This window comes from Chelativorans composti, from assembly GCF_039541695.1.
GTDB classification, from domain to species: domain Bacteria; phylum Pseudomonadota; class Alphaproteobacteria; order Rhizobiales; family Rhizobiaceae; genus Chelativorans; species Chelativorans composti.
In genome coordinates, this window is record NZ_BAABGS010000072.1 from 56,208 (window position 1) to 71,027 (window position 14,820).

Genomic DNA, 14,820 nt, shown 5'->3' on the forward strand with positions numbered 1-14,820 from the left:
TTCAAGAATGTCTGGCCTGGCTGCGAACAGTTCCTACCCCTCCATCCCGCCAACCCTTACCGGCCGAGGATCATCGACGCGGCGCGATCTGCGATGACGAGCGTGGCCGAGTTCGTGTTGCCGCTGATGATCGTCGGCATGACCGACGCGTCTGCGACGCGCAGGCCGCGCACGCCCTTCACGCGCAGCTGCGGATCGACCACCGCGTCCGGATCGTCCTCCTTGCCCATGCGGGCGGTTCCGACCGGATGGTAGACCGTCTTGACGAACCGGCGCGCGTGCTCGGCGAGATCTTCGTCGCTGTCCTTGCCGGGTCCGGGGAAGATCTCACGGTCGATCAGTTCCCGCAGCGGTCGCGAGGCGAGGATCCGGCGTGCCTGGCGCAGACCGCCGATAGAAAGCCGTAGATCCTCCGGATCGTCGAAGTAGTTCGGATTGACCAGCGGCTCGTCCGCCGGATTGCCCGAGGCCAGTTTCACCGAACCGCGCGAACCCGGACGCAACACGCAGGAGTTCAGCGTGACGCCCCAGCTGGGTTTCAGATCGGTCGTGCCGGGGTCAAGATAGACGGACGGAATGCAGAACTGCTGGATTTTTGCCTCGTTGCCGAGATCGTCCGGGTCGAAGAATGCGCAGGCCTCGATGCCGTTGGAGGCAACCGGACCGCTCTTGAAAAGCAGGTACTGCAACCCGTTGCGGATCTGGTTCCAGCCGCGGTCCTGGCCGTAATAGCCATACTTGCCCTTGAAGAAGGCCAGCACCGGAACTTCCGTGTGATCCTGCAGATTGCGGCCGACGCCACGAAGCTCGACCCGGCAGGCGATGTCGAAAGGCTTCACGTCCTCCGTGTTGCCGATGCCCGACAACATGAGCAGCTTGGGGGTAGCGACGGCGCCGGCGCACAAGATGATTTCCTGGCTGGCATGAGCCTTCTGAACCTGCCCCTGCCGCGAATACTCGACGCCGACCGCCCGGTCGCCCTCGAACAGCACGCGATGAGCTAGGCACCCCGTGAGCACCTCCAGCCGCCCGGTAGACATGGCCGGCTTGAGGAAGGCGTCGGCAGCCGACCAGCGGCGGCGATTGCGCATGTTAACCTGCGGGAAACCAACGCCACGCTGCACGCCGCTGTTGAAGTCCGGCGTGAACGGAATGCCCGCCTCCTGTGCGGCCAGAACGTAGCGTCGGCTCACCTCGTCGATGTGGGTCGGATCGGACACCGCCCACGGGCCGCCGACACCATGGGCCTCATTCTGCAGGCGGTTGTTGTCCTCCATGTCGCGGTAGCGTTTGAGCACTTCCGGCCAGCTCCAGCCGCTGTCGCCGGTCGCCTCGACCCACGGCGTGTAGTCGCCCGCCTGCCCACGGATGTAGAACATGGCGTTTACGGAAGAACCGCCGCCGATCACCTTGCCCTGCGGAATGACGGGGGCCCGGCCGTCCAGCTGCTTCTGGATCGTGGATTTGTAGAACCACATGTATTTTTCCACGCCAAGCAGCTTCACAAAGCCGGCCGGCATCTGGATCAGCGGGTTCTTATCGGATCCGCCGGCCTCGAGCACCAGCACACGCGCCCCGGCCTCGGCCAGCCTTCCGGCAACGAGAGACCCCGAGGATCCTCCTCCCACCACAATGTAATCATACGACATCGAAATTTTCCTCCTTCTGCTGACGAGGCGGAAACAGCAGCAGATGATCCGGATTGATGGAGATCGTCACTTCCTCGCCGCGAGCGACATGCTTGTCCGGTGGGGTGACGAGTGACACACGCGTCTCGCCGACATCGACGAATATCTCGTTGTGATCCTGGAGCTCTTCAGTGATGAAGCCGCGCCCCTTGAGGCGGATCGGGGACGTTTCGCCCAGCTCCATGAAGTGCGGCCGCACCGCTGCGGTACCGCGCTTGCCGATCCTGCCGAGGTGCGGACGTAGCGACTCCGGAACTGTGATGCGGTTGCCCTCGATGGTGATCTCGCCATCGGTTTCGCTGGTGAAATCGAAAAAGTTGATGGGCGGCTCTCCGACGAACCCGGCGACGAATACATTGGCCGGCCGCGTGTAGACTTGCTGGGGGGTATCCAGTTGCTGGATCTCGCCATTGGACATCACCATTACCCGGTCGGCGAGCGCGAGCGCTTCCTCCTGATCATGGGTGACGTAGATCATCGTGTGTCCGAATTCCTGGTGGATGGACTTGATGAACCGGCGCATCCGGTAGCGCTGCCGCGTGTCCAGGTGGCTGATCGGCTCGTCCAGCAGGAACACCGAGGGCTCGCGCACGAGCGCACGGGCAAGGCTCACACGTTGCGCCTGTCCTGACGAAAGGCTTGCCGGCATCTGCTCGAGCAGCGGGGTAAGCTCCATCTTTGCGGCGATGTCCCGCACCTTGCGATCGATATCGGCCTTGTTCACACCGGCGGCGCGTAGCGGAAAGGCGATGTTCTCGTATACGGTGATCGGCGTGTAGAGCGCGTAGTTCTCGAACGACATCGCTACGTTGCGGTCGCGCGGACGGATCTCGTTCACGCGGCGTCCGTCGAACAGAATTTCGCCATCGCTGATCGACTCCAGTCCGGCGATCATGCGCATTGTCGAGCTCTTGCCGCACCCGGAAGGGCCGAGAATGGCGACGAACTCGCCATCTTCTATGTCGAAATTGATGCCGTGAACCGCCTGAAAGGCGCCATATCGCTTGACGAGGTTTCTAGCGGTGATGCGTGCCATCTCATGCGCCTCCTGTAGCGAGAGCCTTCTCGTCCTCGAAAAGGTGTATGCCGGTCGGCTCGATCGACAGCCCCACGGGCTCGCCGGGTTTGAGCGGTACGGTGGTGGGCACGGACACCGAGACCTCCACGCCCGCCACCGACACCACGACGATGTTCGAGTGTCCGAGGTGCTCAATCACCGCCACCCGGCCGGGCAGGGCGCGCTGTGTGTCTGGTGCGGTCAGTCGGATGGAATTGGATCGGATGCCCATCCGCAGGTCGCGATGTCCCGCAAGCTGCGCGGGCACCCGGCAGACCTCGTGACCGTCCTGGTTGCGCAGGATGGACTGCCCACCGCCAACCTCGGCTGTCACCGGCAGGAGACTCATCGGCGGGTCGCCGACGAAGCCTGCGACGAAGGTATTGGCCGGCCGGTGATAGATTTCAGCAGGCGTGCCCACCTGTTCCAGCCGACCCTGGTTGAGGATGGCGACCCGGTCGCCAAGGGCGAGCGCCTCCTTGCTCGACGTCGTCGTGAAGACGACCGTCGCCTCCATCTCCTGCGCGAGCGCCTTCAGCTCGGCCCGCATCCGGTGCCGCAGCTTTGCGTCGAGATGCCCGATTGGCTCATCAAGAAGGTAGATGTCGGCGGGTCGGATAATCGCGCGGCCCAGCGCTACACGCTGACGCTGGCCGCCCGACAGGAAACCCGGCCGGCGTTCCAGCACGTGCGAAATGCCGAGCACTTCGGCGATCTGGTGGACGCGCTTGTCGATCTCCGCCTTCGCCATACCGCGGGCCCGCAGCGGGAAGGCTAGGTTTTCCGCAACCGACAGGTGGGAATATAGTGCATAGTTCTCGAACGCCATCGCGGCGTTGCGGCGCTCCGGCGGCAGGTGCACGATCGACTGACCGGCGCGGGTAATGTCCCCCGACGTGGGCCGCGTGATGCCGGCGAGCAGGTTGAGGACCGTGCTCTTGCCGGCGCCTGCCGGGCCGTAGAGAACGAAGAATTCTCCCTTGCGGATTTCGAAGCTCAGCCGCCGCAGCGCAACCGTGCGCAGGCCGTAGCGCTTGTGCACGTCATGAAAGGCATACATGTCTCAGATCTCCGCCAGGATGGATGCGACCTCGGCTTCCGCGGCCCGCCGCTCGGCGATGCAGTAGCGTCGGCGTCGCACGAAGAAGGCCACTGCGCAGATGGCGGCCACGACGTTCATGACGGCGACCGAAACGGACTGGTTCTCGAACAGGCGTTCACTGAAGATCAGCCAGCCGAACACCACGCCCACGTAGATGAGGATTGCCTTGAAGCCTGCGTCCCAGGCCTGGGAAAATGTCATGATTACCCCCTCACAGCACCAAAGGTCAGGCCGCGGACCATGTATCGCTGCATGGCGAGAACGAACACGAGCATCGGGGCTACGGCGATGGTGGCTGCCGCCGCTACCGGACCCCAGAGAATGCCCTGCAGGGTGAAGAAGCTTTCCACGCCGACCGTGACCGTGGAAGCGGTCTTGCGGGTCAGGATGTAGGCGAACAGGAACTCGTTCCAGCAGAAGATCAGCGTGAACACCGCGGTGACGGCGATGCCGGGAGCTGCGAGCGGCAGCGTGACCTTACGCAGCACCTTCAGGCGCGATAGCCCGTCCAGCCTTGCCGAATGCTCGAGCTCGCGCGGAATGTCCTGGAAAAAGCTGACCAGAAGCCAGATCGCGAACGGCAGGTTGAACACCACGTAGGACAGAATGAGCGCACCGTGCTGGTCGAGGCCCAGGTGCATGAACTGCCCAAACCCAGTCTTGCCGACTTCGCGGAAGATGAGGAAGAAGGGCAGGATCACCGCGATCGCGGGCATCATCTTGGTCGATAGGATGAAGAACAGCAGATGCCCGTCTCCCACGTTGTAGCGCGCGAAGCTGTACGCGGCGAGCGATCCGAGGATCACCACGAAAACTGTTGAGATGACCGAGATGATCAGTGTGTTCCTTATGTAGAAGAGGAAGTTCTTGTCCTCGATCGCGTGCCGGTAGTTCTCCAGCGTCGGCGTGAAGAGGAAGCGCGGCGGCGATACCATGATGGCGTCGTCAGGCTTAAGACTCGTCAGCACCATCCAAAAGATCGGAAAGACGAAGAAGCCGATGACCAGGACGATGAGACCGTAGCGCAGAACTTCGAGTGGAAGGGAACGTTTCTCGTGCATGGAATCAGGCCTCCTTCGCGCGGTCGGTGAATTGTTTGAGCAGCGGGGTGAGCGCAAAGATTGCAGCGACGAGCATTACGTAGAGGAAGAAGATCGCCATCGTGGACGCGTAATCCATGCGGAACAGCTTCAGTCCCGTGCGGTAGAGATAGAAGGTCATGGTTTCGGTCGACGTGCCGGGACCTCCGCGGGTCAGCACCGCCACCGCGTCGTACAAGCGTACGCAATCGATAGTGCGCAGCACCAGCACGAGAAACAGCACGGGCTTCAGCAGCGGGAACGTGAGGGTCCGAAGCACGCGCCAGCTCGACGCGCCGTCGAGCTCTGCGGCCTCGAACGGTTCGCGCGGCAGCGCCTGCAGGCCGGCGAGCGCAATGAGCGCCACGAACGGCGTCCACTGCCAGACGTCGAAGATGACCACCGACCACAGCGCGATCGTGTAGTCGCCAAGCCAGTTCGGCTCAGGCAGGCCGAAACTGCCCAGGATCCAGTTCAGTACGCCGAACTGGGTGTCATAGAGATAGCGCCAGAAAAGGCCGGTAACGGCGGCGGATGTGGCGAGCGGCAGGATGATGAGCGAACGGACAAGCCCCTTGCCCACCGTCATCCCGTGCAGAAGAAAGGCGATACCGACGCCGAGCGTCATCTGCAGCGTGACCGCAACCACGGTAAACTTCAGGGTGATCCAGCCAGCCGTCCAGAAATTGCTGTCGGAGAAGACGCGCCGATAGTTGTCCAGGCCGACATATTCCCTGATGCCGCCGCGGGTCAGGTCCGCGAAGCGGAAGGATACGTCAAGCGCATACACAAGGGGGAGTATGGCAAAGACGAGAATGACTGCCAAAGCCGGCGCGACGAGCAGGATCGAGAAGGTCCTGTCGGACATGCCAGCCTTGCTGCGCACCACCATATCGCTTGCGTGCGATACGCCAAGAACGTTAGCCACGTGGGGACTCCGCCGTCGTAGTCGTTATCTGTCGTGATGACGAGAAAGGGGGGAACGGGACCGCGCCCGTCCCTCCATTCCTTGCTCAGCGCTTGATCGGGCAGGGGCCGCCGCAGATCGCAGCAACGTCGGCGGCAAGCTGCTCGGCCGCTTGGCGGGGCGTGATCTGGCCCGCCGCTGCTGACTGAAGCGGAATGTGCATGGTGTTATAGATTTTCGCGCCGAAGGGCGTGTTGAAGAGATTCGAGCTGAAGCCCTTCATACTCTCGAAGACCTGCAGAAGCGTCTTGTACTCGCCGTTGAGCGGCCGCCGCTCCGCCGTTTCATAAACGGGATCCGACAGCACGGACATAAGCGTCGTGGCGCCGCCCATGTCGGCGAACTGGCGCTGAACCTCGGGGCCGCCGATGTGCGCCACGAAGCGCATCGCCATCTCCGGATTGGCCGAGCTGGACGACACGGCGAGCAGGAAGCCGCCCACATAGGCTCGCTTGCCCGGCGCCTCGATCGCGGCGATCACCGCACCGGGAACCGATTCCTCGGTCTTGACCGCATTCGGCCACTGGTCGAGGAAGAAACCGTGCGTCATGGCGATCTGGCCGTCGCGCATCTGGTTCATGACGCCGTCGTAGGTGACCGTGAGGGCCGCCGGCGGCGCGAACTTCAGAAGCCCGACATAATGGGCGAGAACCTTCTCGACGTCATCGACCGGCACCACGCCTTCATCCGTCAGCCAGTCGGAGCCCATGCCCCAGAGCTGGGCGGACAGCTCGTCCTGAATGTCCGGGAACGGACCGGCCATCAGGCCCACACCGTAGAAGTCGCGCTCAAGCATCTGGCCTTTGAGTTTTTCTCCAGCCTTGCGGGTGAAGAATTCCGCGATGTCGCGATGCTGCTCCCAAGTTTCCGGCCGCGCGAGCGGATAGCCATAGCGCTCCTGGAACGCCGCCTGCTCGATCGGATCGTCAAGCAGATCCTGACGGATGAACATGCCAGCCGAGTAGGTGTAATATGGCAAGCCCCAGATGTTTCCGTCATATTCCACGGTGATGCTGCGCAGCGTAGGCGCCACGTCCTCCACCAGATCTGGGCGCTCGGCCAGAAACTCGGTCATCGGCAGGATGAATCCGTTGGCCGCGAACTCTGCCTTTTCGGCCGTTTCCAGCGTCACGACGTCATAGGCGCCGGTCTGGCCGACCATCTCGATGACCTGCTTGTTATAGAGCTGGCTGTTGTCGGTATTAATAACCTGAACTTTGGCGCAATTTTCCTTTTCGAAGCTGGCTACGAACTGGTTCATCGCGTCGGTGTAGAACCCGGCGATCGTTGACCAGGTGATCTGCACAGGATTGGTGCATTCGTTCGCCTGCGCATGACCGGCACACAAGGCCAGGACACTGGCCGCCGCCAACAGTTTCTTCATACTACCTTCCCTCCCAAACAAAGCGGTCCTCACCCGCTGGTGGAATGTAGAATGTAACATGTCATATTTCATGTCAACCTGGCCGGGCAATGATTGCAGTGTGAGCCAACCTGGACCGCCCCCTCGCCGAAGTTTTTGGAACCTTCCAGCCATTCTGCCTGCGACCTTGCCGCCCTTTACTTCCCCTTCAACATGTTACATGTTTCCACTGGGGAACGATGCTTTCTGAAGCCGGGGAAACTGAATGCCCACAGTTACCAAGAAGAAAACGACCAAGATCACCAGACCCAGATCCATCTCTGAGCTCGTGTTGGACCGCCTTCGTTCTGACATCATAAGTGGCGTATTTGAGCTCGGCGAGAAGATATCCGAAGCGCAGCTGTCGGAATTGTACGGCGTCACCAAGGCGCCGATCCGCGCCGCCTACATCCGCCTCGAGGCCGAAGGACTGCTCGAAATCCAGCGCCAGGCCGGAACCTTCGTTTTCCGCCCGGACGTGAAGGAACTGCAGGCGTTGTGTGAACTGCGCAACGCGCTGGAAGCGGAGGCCATCCGCCTTGCTCTTGCGCGCGATCGGGCCGGCCTCTCCAAGGATCTCCACCGCCTCTGCGACGACATGATTCGCTCCCAGGCGGCGGGCGACCTCGACAGCTACCGAAATCTCGACACCGAGTTTCACCTGGCGATCATTTCGCGCGCGTCGTCCCCCTTGTTGGAGCGAACCTACCGTGCGCAGGTGAACGGCCGCTTCGCTGCCCTGCGCAACCGGCTCTCGCGCAGCGCCAGCCACAATGACGCGTCGCTCGCTGAGCATATCAGGATTCGCGATTCAGTGGCCGCCGGCAAGGATGCCGAGCTGCTCGGCTTGCTGAGGACACACATCGACAACACCCTGTCCTACTACAGCAAACTGCTCGTCTGACGGCTCCGAAGACCCCATCACAAGACCGGTGACAATCGGGGTTGACACCGTTAACTGGAATCTGACATGTTACCGGTCATTGAGAGGAGTTGGCTATGCCAGTACAAGAAACTGAAGCAGATCCCTTGATGCCGTACCAGCTGCCGTTCCCGAAGGACGCGCTGCCGGAGATCGTCATTCCGAATGCAATGGAAGCTGACCAACGCGTGTGGGTTCCACAGGCGGAGAACGTCTGGTTCCGTCCCCTTTGCCTGAATCGTTCCCAGGGTTACTGGATGAACCTTCTCAAGGTGAGGAAGTCGGGCGTGATTTCCCGCCATCGGCATCCGCAGGCGGTTCACGGCTGGGTTCTCAAGGGAAAGTGGCGCTATCTCGAGCATGACTGGATCGCCGAGGCGGGAGGTTATGTATTCGAGCCGCCGGGCGAGACGCACACGCTGATCGTCCCCGAAGGCGTGGAGGAGATGATCACCTATTTCCAGGTTAACGGCATCATGTGCTACGTCGACCCTTGGGGTAAGGCCATCGGCTACGAAGACGTCTTCACCAAGATTGACATGTGTCGCGCCCACTACGAGAAGGTTGGCCTTGGCGCGGACTTCGTCGACCAATTCATCCGCTAGGCGGTTCCAGGAAAACCGGGAACCGGCTTTCCGTCCGAAGTCGCGGAATTCAAATGGTAGAGCGGCTTCGGACAGTGAGGCCGGTTTTTCACCGGGATCGCGAAAGACAAGCGCTGTAACGGTACCGGATTGCACAAGATCCGGGCCGTTCCGGAAAACCTGGACATTGCGATGCTGGAGGGTGCTAGTTCCCTGGGCGCGCCTTTCGCAACGGTTCCGCAACATCAACCCGATTTCAGGTTGCGACTGCGGTCAGAGGCCCAATGCAATTCGCCACCACGCGTTAGCTGAATTGCACCGGGGTTCGTCGGACTGAGTTCGGAGGAGGGGTAGTTTCATGGGTTATTGGCCTGAAGGCTGTTTCAGGGGTCAGACAATACTGGTTGTCGGCGGCACGTCCGGAATAGGCGCGGGCATCGCTCGGGCATTCGTCGCGGAGGGTGCGCGCGTGACTGTGACCGGCGCCACGGAAGCGGAAGTATCCGCTGCCCGCACCAACATGCACGAGGTGACCGCGCATGTTCTCGATGTGCGCGACAGCGAGGCCGTCAAGTCGTTCGTCGGCGGAATGGAAGAGCTGCACCATGTCGTGAACTGCGCCGGCATCATCCGCCGTGGGCTGGAGCATGATCCGGAGGTCTTCGACCAGGTCATCGACATCAATCTCAGCGGCACCATGCGCGTCTGCGCGGCGGCACGCCCGCTGCTCGCGCGCACGAAGGGCACCATCACCAACACCGCGTCCATGCTGACCTGGTTCGGCGGCCCGCTTGTCCCGGGTTATGCCGCCTCGAAGGGCGGCGTGGCACAGCTCACCAAATCCCTGGCGCTCGCCTATGCTGCCGACGGGATTCGTGTGAATGCGATCGCCCCGGGCTGGATCGCCACCAACCTCACCAGCGCCTTGCAGGAAGATCCCGCCCGCACCGAGGCGCTTCTATCCCGCATGGCGATCAAGCGGTGGGGCCGTCCGGAGGACCTGGCCGGAGGCGTACTCTATCTCGCCTCTCCCCTCGCCTCCTACGTGACCGGAACGATTCTGCCCATCGACGGCGGATACCTGTCTGCCTGACCTCGCGGGCAGCTGGGACGTCGGCAAAACTCCCGTCCGTTCGGCAGCCTTGTCCTGGTCGTGCCGGACCAACATCCGGTACCACTTTCCGGTGCCGCGCTTCAACTGTCCGTCGCGGCACTGGACGGAAAACGGCTCTCCCCCGTTCTGGAACCTTCCAGGGCTGGCTTTCCTCTCTGTCTTCCCGAGGACTTCACCCGCTGGGGATCCCCTCCTGGCGGGCTTTTTTGTATGAGCACGTGGCGTGACAGCTACCCGAACGGAGTGGGCATGTGTCAAACAGGATTACCGCGGCGATATCGCTAGTCGCGGCGCCTGTTCGCAGGGCTGCGTCAGGACAGCCGACAAAGTTCGGGAACGACGGGAAACTATTGAAACGCTTGAGAGTGGGTCTGGAGCGGGTAGCGGGAATCGAACCCGCGCGTCCAGCTTGGGAAGCTGGCAGGCTACCATTACATCATACCCGCACGGCCCTTTAGGTACTCAGAATCGGGGCTTCCGTCAATCTCGAACCTGCGCCCGTTCCTCTGTCTCGGCAAGCCTCGAGAACAGTATAAGTCCTTGATTTCATGACGCGCAAAATCCGAGCAAGTGACCAGCGCGGCACCCTGCATCACCTCACAACATGAGATGGCGGCGCACGTTCGGATCGTCAAGATCCCCGGCCCTGCCGGAAAACACGATCTCGCCGCGGTCCATGATCGCGACGGAATCGGCGAGCTCCCGTGCGAAGTCGAGGTATTGCTCCACGAGCAGGATGGTCATGCCGAGCGTCTCCTTGAGCCAGGTGATCGCGCGGCCAATGTCCTTGATGATCGAGGGCTGGATGCCCTCAGTCGGCTCGTCGAGCACCAGCAGCTTCGGCTGCATCACGAGGGCCCGTCCGATGGCGAGCTGTTGCTGCTGGCCACCGGACAGGTCGCCCCCGCGCCGGGAAAGCATGTCCTTGAGGACCGGGAAAAGGTCGAACACGTAGTCGGGGATCGTCCGCTGCGATCCGGGCAGGGCGGCAAAGCCCGTCTCGAGGTTTTCGCGCACGGTGAGCAGCGGAAAGATCTCGCGCCCCTGCGGCACATAGCCGATGCCGGCTCGCGCCCGCTCGTAGGACGGCATCCGGTCGAGCGACTTGCCGTCGAGGCAGATGCTACCGGACGACAGTGGATGCTGGCCCACCACCGCCTTGAGCAGGCTTGTCTTGCCCACCCCGTTGCGCCCGAGCACACAGGTGATGCGCCCGGCCTCCGCCGTGAGCGACACCCCCCGCAGCGCCTGGGCCGCGCCGTAGTGAAGGTTTGCGTGCGCGATCTCCAGCACCGTCACCTCCCCAGATAGACTTCGATGACGCGCGGGTCCTGCGATACGTGGTCGATGCTGCCTTCCGCCAGCACCGAGCCCTCGTGCAGGCAGGTGACCTTGACGCCGAGCTCGCGCACGAAATGCATGTCGTGCTCCACCACGATCACCGAATGGCGTGTGGCGATGTCCCTGAGCAGCCGTGCCGTCTCTTCCGTCTCGGCGTCGGTCATGCCTGCCACGGGCTCATCAATCAGCAGAAGCTTGGGCTCCTGCGCGAGCAGCATGCCGATCTCGAGCCACTGCTTCTGCCCGTGGCTGAGGTTCGCCGCAAGCTCGTCTCTCCTGTCCGTGAGCCGGATGATTGCCAGGATCTCGTCGATCCGACTCGGCTCGCTGGCAGACCGCCGGTCGAAGATGGTTCGGAACGCCCCACGCGGGCCTTTGAGCGACAGCGCGATGTTGTCCTCGACCGTGTGGCACTCGAACACCGTGGGCTTCTGGAACTTCCGTCCGATCCCGAGATTGGCGATCTCCGCCTCGTCATAGCGGGTGAGGTCGTGCGCGCCGTCGAAGTAGATGTCACCCTTGTCCGGCCGCGTCTTTCCGGTGATGAGATCCATCATCGTCGTCTTGCCAGCCCCGTTGGGGCCGATGATTGCCCGCATCTCGCCCTTGTCGAGCGTGAGAGACAGGTTGTTGATGGCGCGGAACCCGTCGAACGAGACGGAAACGCCGTCGAGATAGAGAATGGTGTTCGTGAGAGGTTCTGCCGGTGCCATGGCCTACTCCGCCGGTTTTGGTTCGACGCCCATCAGCGGCGCGGCCACAGGCGCGGGCCTTGCCGCGCTGGCGGCAGGCTCGGTGGCTGTTGTTTTCTCCGGCGGAACCGTGGGCGAAGCTCTCTTCGTCCGTGCCTTGCGGGCAGCGCTCCACTGCTCCCACACGCCCACCAGCCCCTTGGGCAGGAACAGCGTGACGGCCACGAACAGTGCACCGAGCGCGAACAGCCATACCTCGGGAAGCGCTGCGGTGAACCAGCTCTTGGCCCAGTTGACGGCGATTGCGCCGATCACCGGTCCCATAATGGTTCCCCGCCCGCCGACTGCAGTCCAGATGACGATCTCGATGGAATTGGCCGGCGCGAACTCGCTCGGGTTGATGATGCCGACCTGCGGCACGTAGAGCGCGCCGGCGATGCCAGCCATCACCGCGGAGATGGTGAAGGCGATGAGCTTGATGTTCTCCGGCCGCCAGCCGAGGAAGCGCGTTCGGCTCTCCGCGTCGCGCACGGCCACCATCAGCTTGCCATACTTGGAGCTGACGAGCCGTGCCGTCACGATCACCGCCAGCGCCAGCACCAGCGCGGTGGCCGAGAACAGCGCGGCGCGCGTCGCCGGCGCCTGCAGGCTGAAGCCGAGGATGTCCTTGAAGTCGGTCAGCCCGTTGTTACCGCCAAACCCCATGTCGTTGCGGAAGAACGCCAGCAGCAGGGCGTAGGTCATCGCCTGGGTAATGATCGAAAGGTAGACGCCCGTCACGCGGGAACGGAAGGCGAGCCAGCCGAAGGCGAAGGCCAGCAGCCCCGGCGCAACCATCACCATCAGGGCAGCGAACCAGAACTGATCGAAACCGTACCAGTACCATGGGAGCTCCTTCCAGTTGAGAAAGACCATGAAATCGGGCAGCACCGGATGCCCGTAGACGCCGCGCGGTCCGATCTGGCGCATGAGGTACATGCCCATTGCATAACCGCCGAGGGCGAAGAACGCACCGTGGCCGAGGCTCAGGATTCCGCAGTAGCCCCAGACCAAATCCAGTGACAGCGCCAGCATCGCGTAGCACAGGTATTTGCCCATGAGCGCCACCGCGTGCGTGGGAATGTGGAAGCTGCTGGTAGGCGGCACCGCGAGATTGAGTACCGGCACCACCACCGCCGCCGCCACGAGCACGACCAGCAGCAGCTGGATGCGGCGGTCGAGTCCGCCCTCGAAGAAGCGCTTTGTCATCATGATTCCACAGCCCTCCCCTTCAGGGCGAACAGCCCGCGCGGCCGCTTCTGGATGAACAGGATGATGAGCACCAGCACGATGATCTTGCCCAGCACCGCGCCGGCATAAGGCTCGAGGAACTTGTTGGCGATGCCGAGCGAGAAGGCGCCGAGCAGCGTGCCCCACAGGTTTCCGACGCCGCCGAACACCACCACCATGAAGGAGTCGATGATGTAGTTCTGCCCGAGATTGGGCGACACGTTGCCGATCTGGCTCAATGCCACGCCCGCAATCCCGGCCACGCCGGAGCCAAGCCCGAAGGTGAATGCGTCCACCCGCGGCGTGCGGATGCCCATCGAGGCCGCCATGCGACGGTTCTGCGTCACCGCGCGCATGTAGAGGCCCCACGGCGTGCGGTTGATGATGAACAGGAGCAGCGCGAAGACGGCGAGCGCGAACAGCACGATCCACAGCCGGTTCCAGGTGATCATCATCTGCCCGACCTCGAAGCTGCCGGACATCCACGACGGATTGGCAACCTCCCGGTTGGTCGGGCCGAAGATCGTGCGCACCGCCTGCTGCAGCACCAGCGACACGCCCCAGGTGGCGAGCAGCGTCTCCAGCGGTCTCCCGTAAAGGAAGCGGATGATCCCGCGCTCGATTGCGATGCCCACGGCGCCCGCCACCACAAAGGCGATCGGCACGGCAAGGACCAGCGACCAGTTCTGCAGACCCGGCAAAAGGCTTTGCACTGCGCCCTGCACCACAAATGTCGTGTAGGCCCCAAGCATCACCATCTCGCCATGCGCCATGTTGATGACGCCCATCACGCCGAAGGTGATGGCAAGGCCAATGGCCGCCAGGAGCAGCACCGATCCGAGCGAGATGCCGAACCACACGTTCTGCGCGGCATCCCAGGCGGCGAGCTTCGTTCGCACACTTGATGCAGCCTTGGCAGCGGTACTCTGAAGTTCCCCCTGCGACCGCATCTCCACGGCTTCGAGCAGCGACAGCACGGTGCGGTCGCCGAGCGCCCCCAGCACCTCGATGGCCTTGATCTTCTCGCCATCCGGCAGGTCGGATTGCAGCACGGCCGCCGCACGTGCCTGTTCCATGCGCGTCCTGACGGCTGGGTCCCCTTCCTCGGCGATGGCAGCATCGAGCGCCTCGATCGCCGCGGCATCCGGATTGGAAAGCATGTTGCTCGCGGCAGCCAGCCTCTGCTCGCGGTTGGGCGCGCGCAGCGTGAGCGAACTCAGCGTGTCTCGGATTGCCCGCCGGAGCGCATTGTTGACTTTGACCTTCCTGAGCCCGGAGGTAGCGACATCCTTCACCTCCTCGCTGGTCAGCGGATCGAAGAATTGCGCATTCTTGCCCGAGCCCCTGACGATATAGACCGCCCCGCCCGCCTTGCTGGCCTGGAGATTGCCGTCGGCCAGCGCCTCGAGCACCGGCCTCACCGCCGGGTCGCCCGTCGCCCCCAGCTCGCGCACCAGGGCCTCGGTCTGGTCGAACCTGTTGACCTCGGCGAAGCGCGCGATGAGCGCGTTCACCGAGGTCTCCTGCGCGCCTGCCGGGCCGATGAGGAGCAGTGACGACAGCAGCAGCAAGCATAGTGCACGAAGGAGCATCATCGGCTCGA

14 protein-coding genes and 1 tRNA gene are annotated in these 14,820 nt (G+C 62.8%); 3 read left to right on the forward strand and 12 right to left on the reverse strand.

The annotated features are described in order from the left end of the window. Positions 1-56: 56 nt before the first annotated feature. The 7 genes from ABD906_RS13390 to ABD906_RS13420 form a co-directional block, all read right to left on the reverse strand. On the reverse strand, positions 57-1,649 hold the full coding sequence (locus ABD906_RS13390) for a GMC family oxidoreductase (protein ID WP_345099918.1): 1,593 nt from the start codon (positions 1,647-1,649) through the stop codon (positions 57-59). Continuing rightward, complete coding sequence (locus ABD906_RS13395; protein WP_345099919.1) at positions 1,639-2,724, reverse strand: ABC transporter ATP-binding protein; 1,086 nt, start codon at positions 2,722-2,724, stop codon at positions 1,639-1,641. The genes ABD906_RS13390 and ABD906_RS13395 overlap by 11 nt, the downstream gene beginning before the upstream one ends. 1 nt (position 2,725) lies before the next feature. Then, positions 2,726-3,805 carry an ABC transporter ATP-binding protein gene (locus ABD906_RS13400; protein ID WP_345099920.1) on the reverse strand — a complete coding sequence of 360 codons (1,080 nt, stop codon included), beginning with the start codon at positions 3,803-3,805 and terminating at the stop codon, positions 2,726-2,728. 3 nt (positions 3,806-3,808) lie between these two features. Next, positions 3,809-4,048: a hypothetical protein gene (locus ABD906_RS13405; RefSeq protein ID WP_345099921.1), complete on the reverse strand. Its 240-nt coding sequence runs from the start codon at positions 4,046-4,048 to the stop codon at positions 3,809-3,811. Between the two features lie 2 nt (positions 4,049-4,050). After that, a complete protein-coding gene (locus tag ABD906_RS13410) occupies positions 4,051-4,908 on the reverse strand; it encodes a carbohydrate ABC transporter permease (protein WP_345099922.1) in 858 nt (285 codons plus the stop codon). A 4-nt stretch (positions 4,909-4,912) separates the two neighbouring features. Continuing rightward, positions 4,913-5,854, reverse strand: a complete 942-nt coding sequence (locus ABD906_RS13415; protein WP_345099923.1) for a carbohydrate ABC transporter permease — start codon at positions 5,852-5,854, stop codon at positions 4,913-4,915. 85 nt (positions 5,855-5,939) lie between these two features. Beyond that, positions 5,940-7,277: an ABC transporter substrate-binding protein gene (locus tag ABD906_RS13420; RefSeq protein ID WP_345099924.1), complete on the reverse strand. Its 1,338-nt coding sequence runs from the start codon at positions 7,275-7,277 to the stop codon at positions 5,940-5,942. A 244-nt stretch (positions 7,278-7,521) separates the two neighbouring features. Between ABD906_RS13420 and ABD906_RS13425 the strand changes: the two genes are divergently transcribed. From ABD906_RS13425 to ABD906_RS13435, 3 genes are all read left to right on the forward strand, one after another. Beyond that, positions 7,522-8,199: a GntR family transcriptional regulator gene (locus tag ABD906_RS13425; RefSeq protein WP_345099925.1), complete on the forward strand. Its 678-nt coding sequence runs from the start codon at positions 7,522-7,524 to the stop codon at positions 8,197-8,199. Positions 8,200-8,327: 128 nt separating this feature from the next. Further along, the gene (locus ABD906_RS13430) at positions 8,328-8,822 is read left to right on the forward strand and encodes a 2,4'-dihydroxyacetophenone dioxygenase family protein (RefSeq protein ID WP_378188737.1); all 495 of its coding nucleotides are present in this window, start codon (positions 8,328-8,330) and stop codon (positions 8,820-8,822) included. Between the two features lie 337 nt (positions 8,823-9,159). Beyond that, on the forward strand, positions 9,160-9,894 hold the full coding sequence (locus ABD906_RS13435) for an SDR family NAD(P)-dependent oxidoreductase (protein ID WP_345099927.1): 735 nt from the start codon (positions 9,160-9,162) through the stop codon (positions 9,892-9,894). A gap of 393 nt (positions 9,895-10,287) precedes the next feature. On the opposite strand, the gene ABD906_RS13440 is transcribed toward ABD906_RS13435, so the two are convergent. The 5 genes from ABD906_RS13440 to urtB all read right to left on the reverse strand — a co-directional run bounded on the left by ABD906_RS13440 (position 10,288) and on the right by urtB (position 14,812). Beyond that, positions 10,288-10,361 (reverse strand) — tRNA-Gly (locus ABD906_RS13440). Positions 10,362-10,512: 151 nt separating this feature from the next. Then, on the reverse strand, positions 10,513-11,208 hold the full coding sequence (urtE, locus tag ABD906_RS13445; RefSeq protein WP_345099928.1) for an urea ABC transporter ATP-binding subunit UrtE: 696 nt from the start codon (positions 11,206-11,208) through the stop codon (positions 10,513-10,515). 2 nt (positions 11,209-11,210) lie between these two features. Beyond that, a complete protein-coding gene (gene urtD / locus ABD906_RS13450; RefSeq protein WP_345099929.1) occupies positions 11,211-11,969 on the reverse strand; it encodes an urea ABC transporter ATP-binding protein UrtD in 759 nt (252 codons plus the stop codon). A gap of 3 nt (positions 11,970-11,972) precedes the next feature. Next, positions 11,973-13,196 carry an urea ABC transporter permease subunit UrtC gene (gene urtC / locus ABD906_RS13455; RefSeq protein WP_378188757.1) on the reverse strand — a complete coding sequence of 408 codons (1,224 nt, stop codon included), beginning with the start codon at positions 13,194-13,196 and terminating at the stop codon, positions 11,973-11,975. Further along, positions 13,196-14,812: an urea ABC transporter permease subunit UrtB gene (gene urtB, locus ABD906_RS13460; RefSeq protein ID WP_345099931.1), complete on the reverse strand. Its 1,617-nt coding sequence runs from the start codon at positions 14,810-14,812 to the stop codon at positions 13,196-13,198. Before urtB ends, urtC begins: the two co-directional genes overlap by 1 nt. Positions 14,813-14,820: the final 8 nt, after the last annotated feature.

Bases quoted from the DNA above. Each gene is read 5' to 3' on its own strand.
- ABD906_RS13390 (WP_345099918.1), bottom strand. From the start codon at position 1,649: ATGTCGTATGATTACATTGTGGTGGGAGGAGGATCCTCGGGGTCTCTC.
- ABD906_RS13395 (WP_345099919.1), bottom strand. From the start codon at position 2,724: ATGGCACGCATCACCGCTAGAAACCTCGTCAAGCGATATGGCGCCTTT.
- ABD906_RS13400 (WP_345099920.1), bottom strand. From the start codon at position 3,805: ATGTATGCCTTTCATGACGTGCACAAGCGCTACGGCCTGCGCACGGTT.
- ABD906_RS13405 (WP_345099921.1), bottom strand. From the start codon at position 4,048: ATGACATTTTCCCAGGCCTGGGACGCAGGCTTCAAGGCAATCCTCATC.
- ABD906_RS13410 (WP_345099922.1), bottom strand. From the start codon at position 4,908: ATGCACGAGAAACGTTCCCTTCCACTCGAAGTTCTGCGCTACGGTCTC.
- ABD906_RS13420 (WP_345099924.1), bottom strand. From the start codon at position 7,277: ATGAAGAAACTGTTGGCGGCGGCCAGTGTCCTGGCCTTGTGTGCCGGT.
- ABD906_RS13425 (WP_345099925.1), top strand. From the start codon at position 7,522: ATGCCCACAGTTACCAAGAAGAAAACGACCAAGATCACCAGACCCAGA.
- ABD906_RS13430 (WP_378188737.1), top strand. From the start codon at position 8,328: ATGCCGTACCAGCTGCCGTTCCCGAAGGACGCGCTGCCGGAGATCGTC.
- ABD906_RS13435 (WP_345099927.1), top strand. From the start codon at position 9,160: ATGGGTTATTGGCCTGAAGGCTGTTTCAGGGGTCAGACAATACTGGTT.
- urtD (WP_345099929.1), bottom strand. From the start codon at position 11,969: ATGGCACCGGCAGAACCTCTCACGAACACCATTCTCTATCTCGACGGC.
- urtC (WP_378188757.1), bottom strand. From the start codon at position 13,196: ATGACAAAGCGCTTCTTCGAGGGCGGACTCGACCGCCGCATCCAGCTG.
- urtB (WP_345099931.1), bottom strand. From the start codon at position 14,812: ATGATGCTCCTTCGTGCACTATGCTTGCTGCTGCTGTCGTCACTGCTC.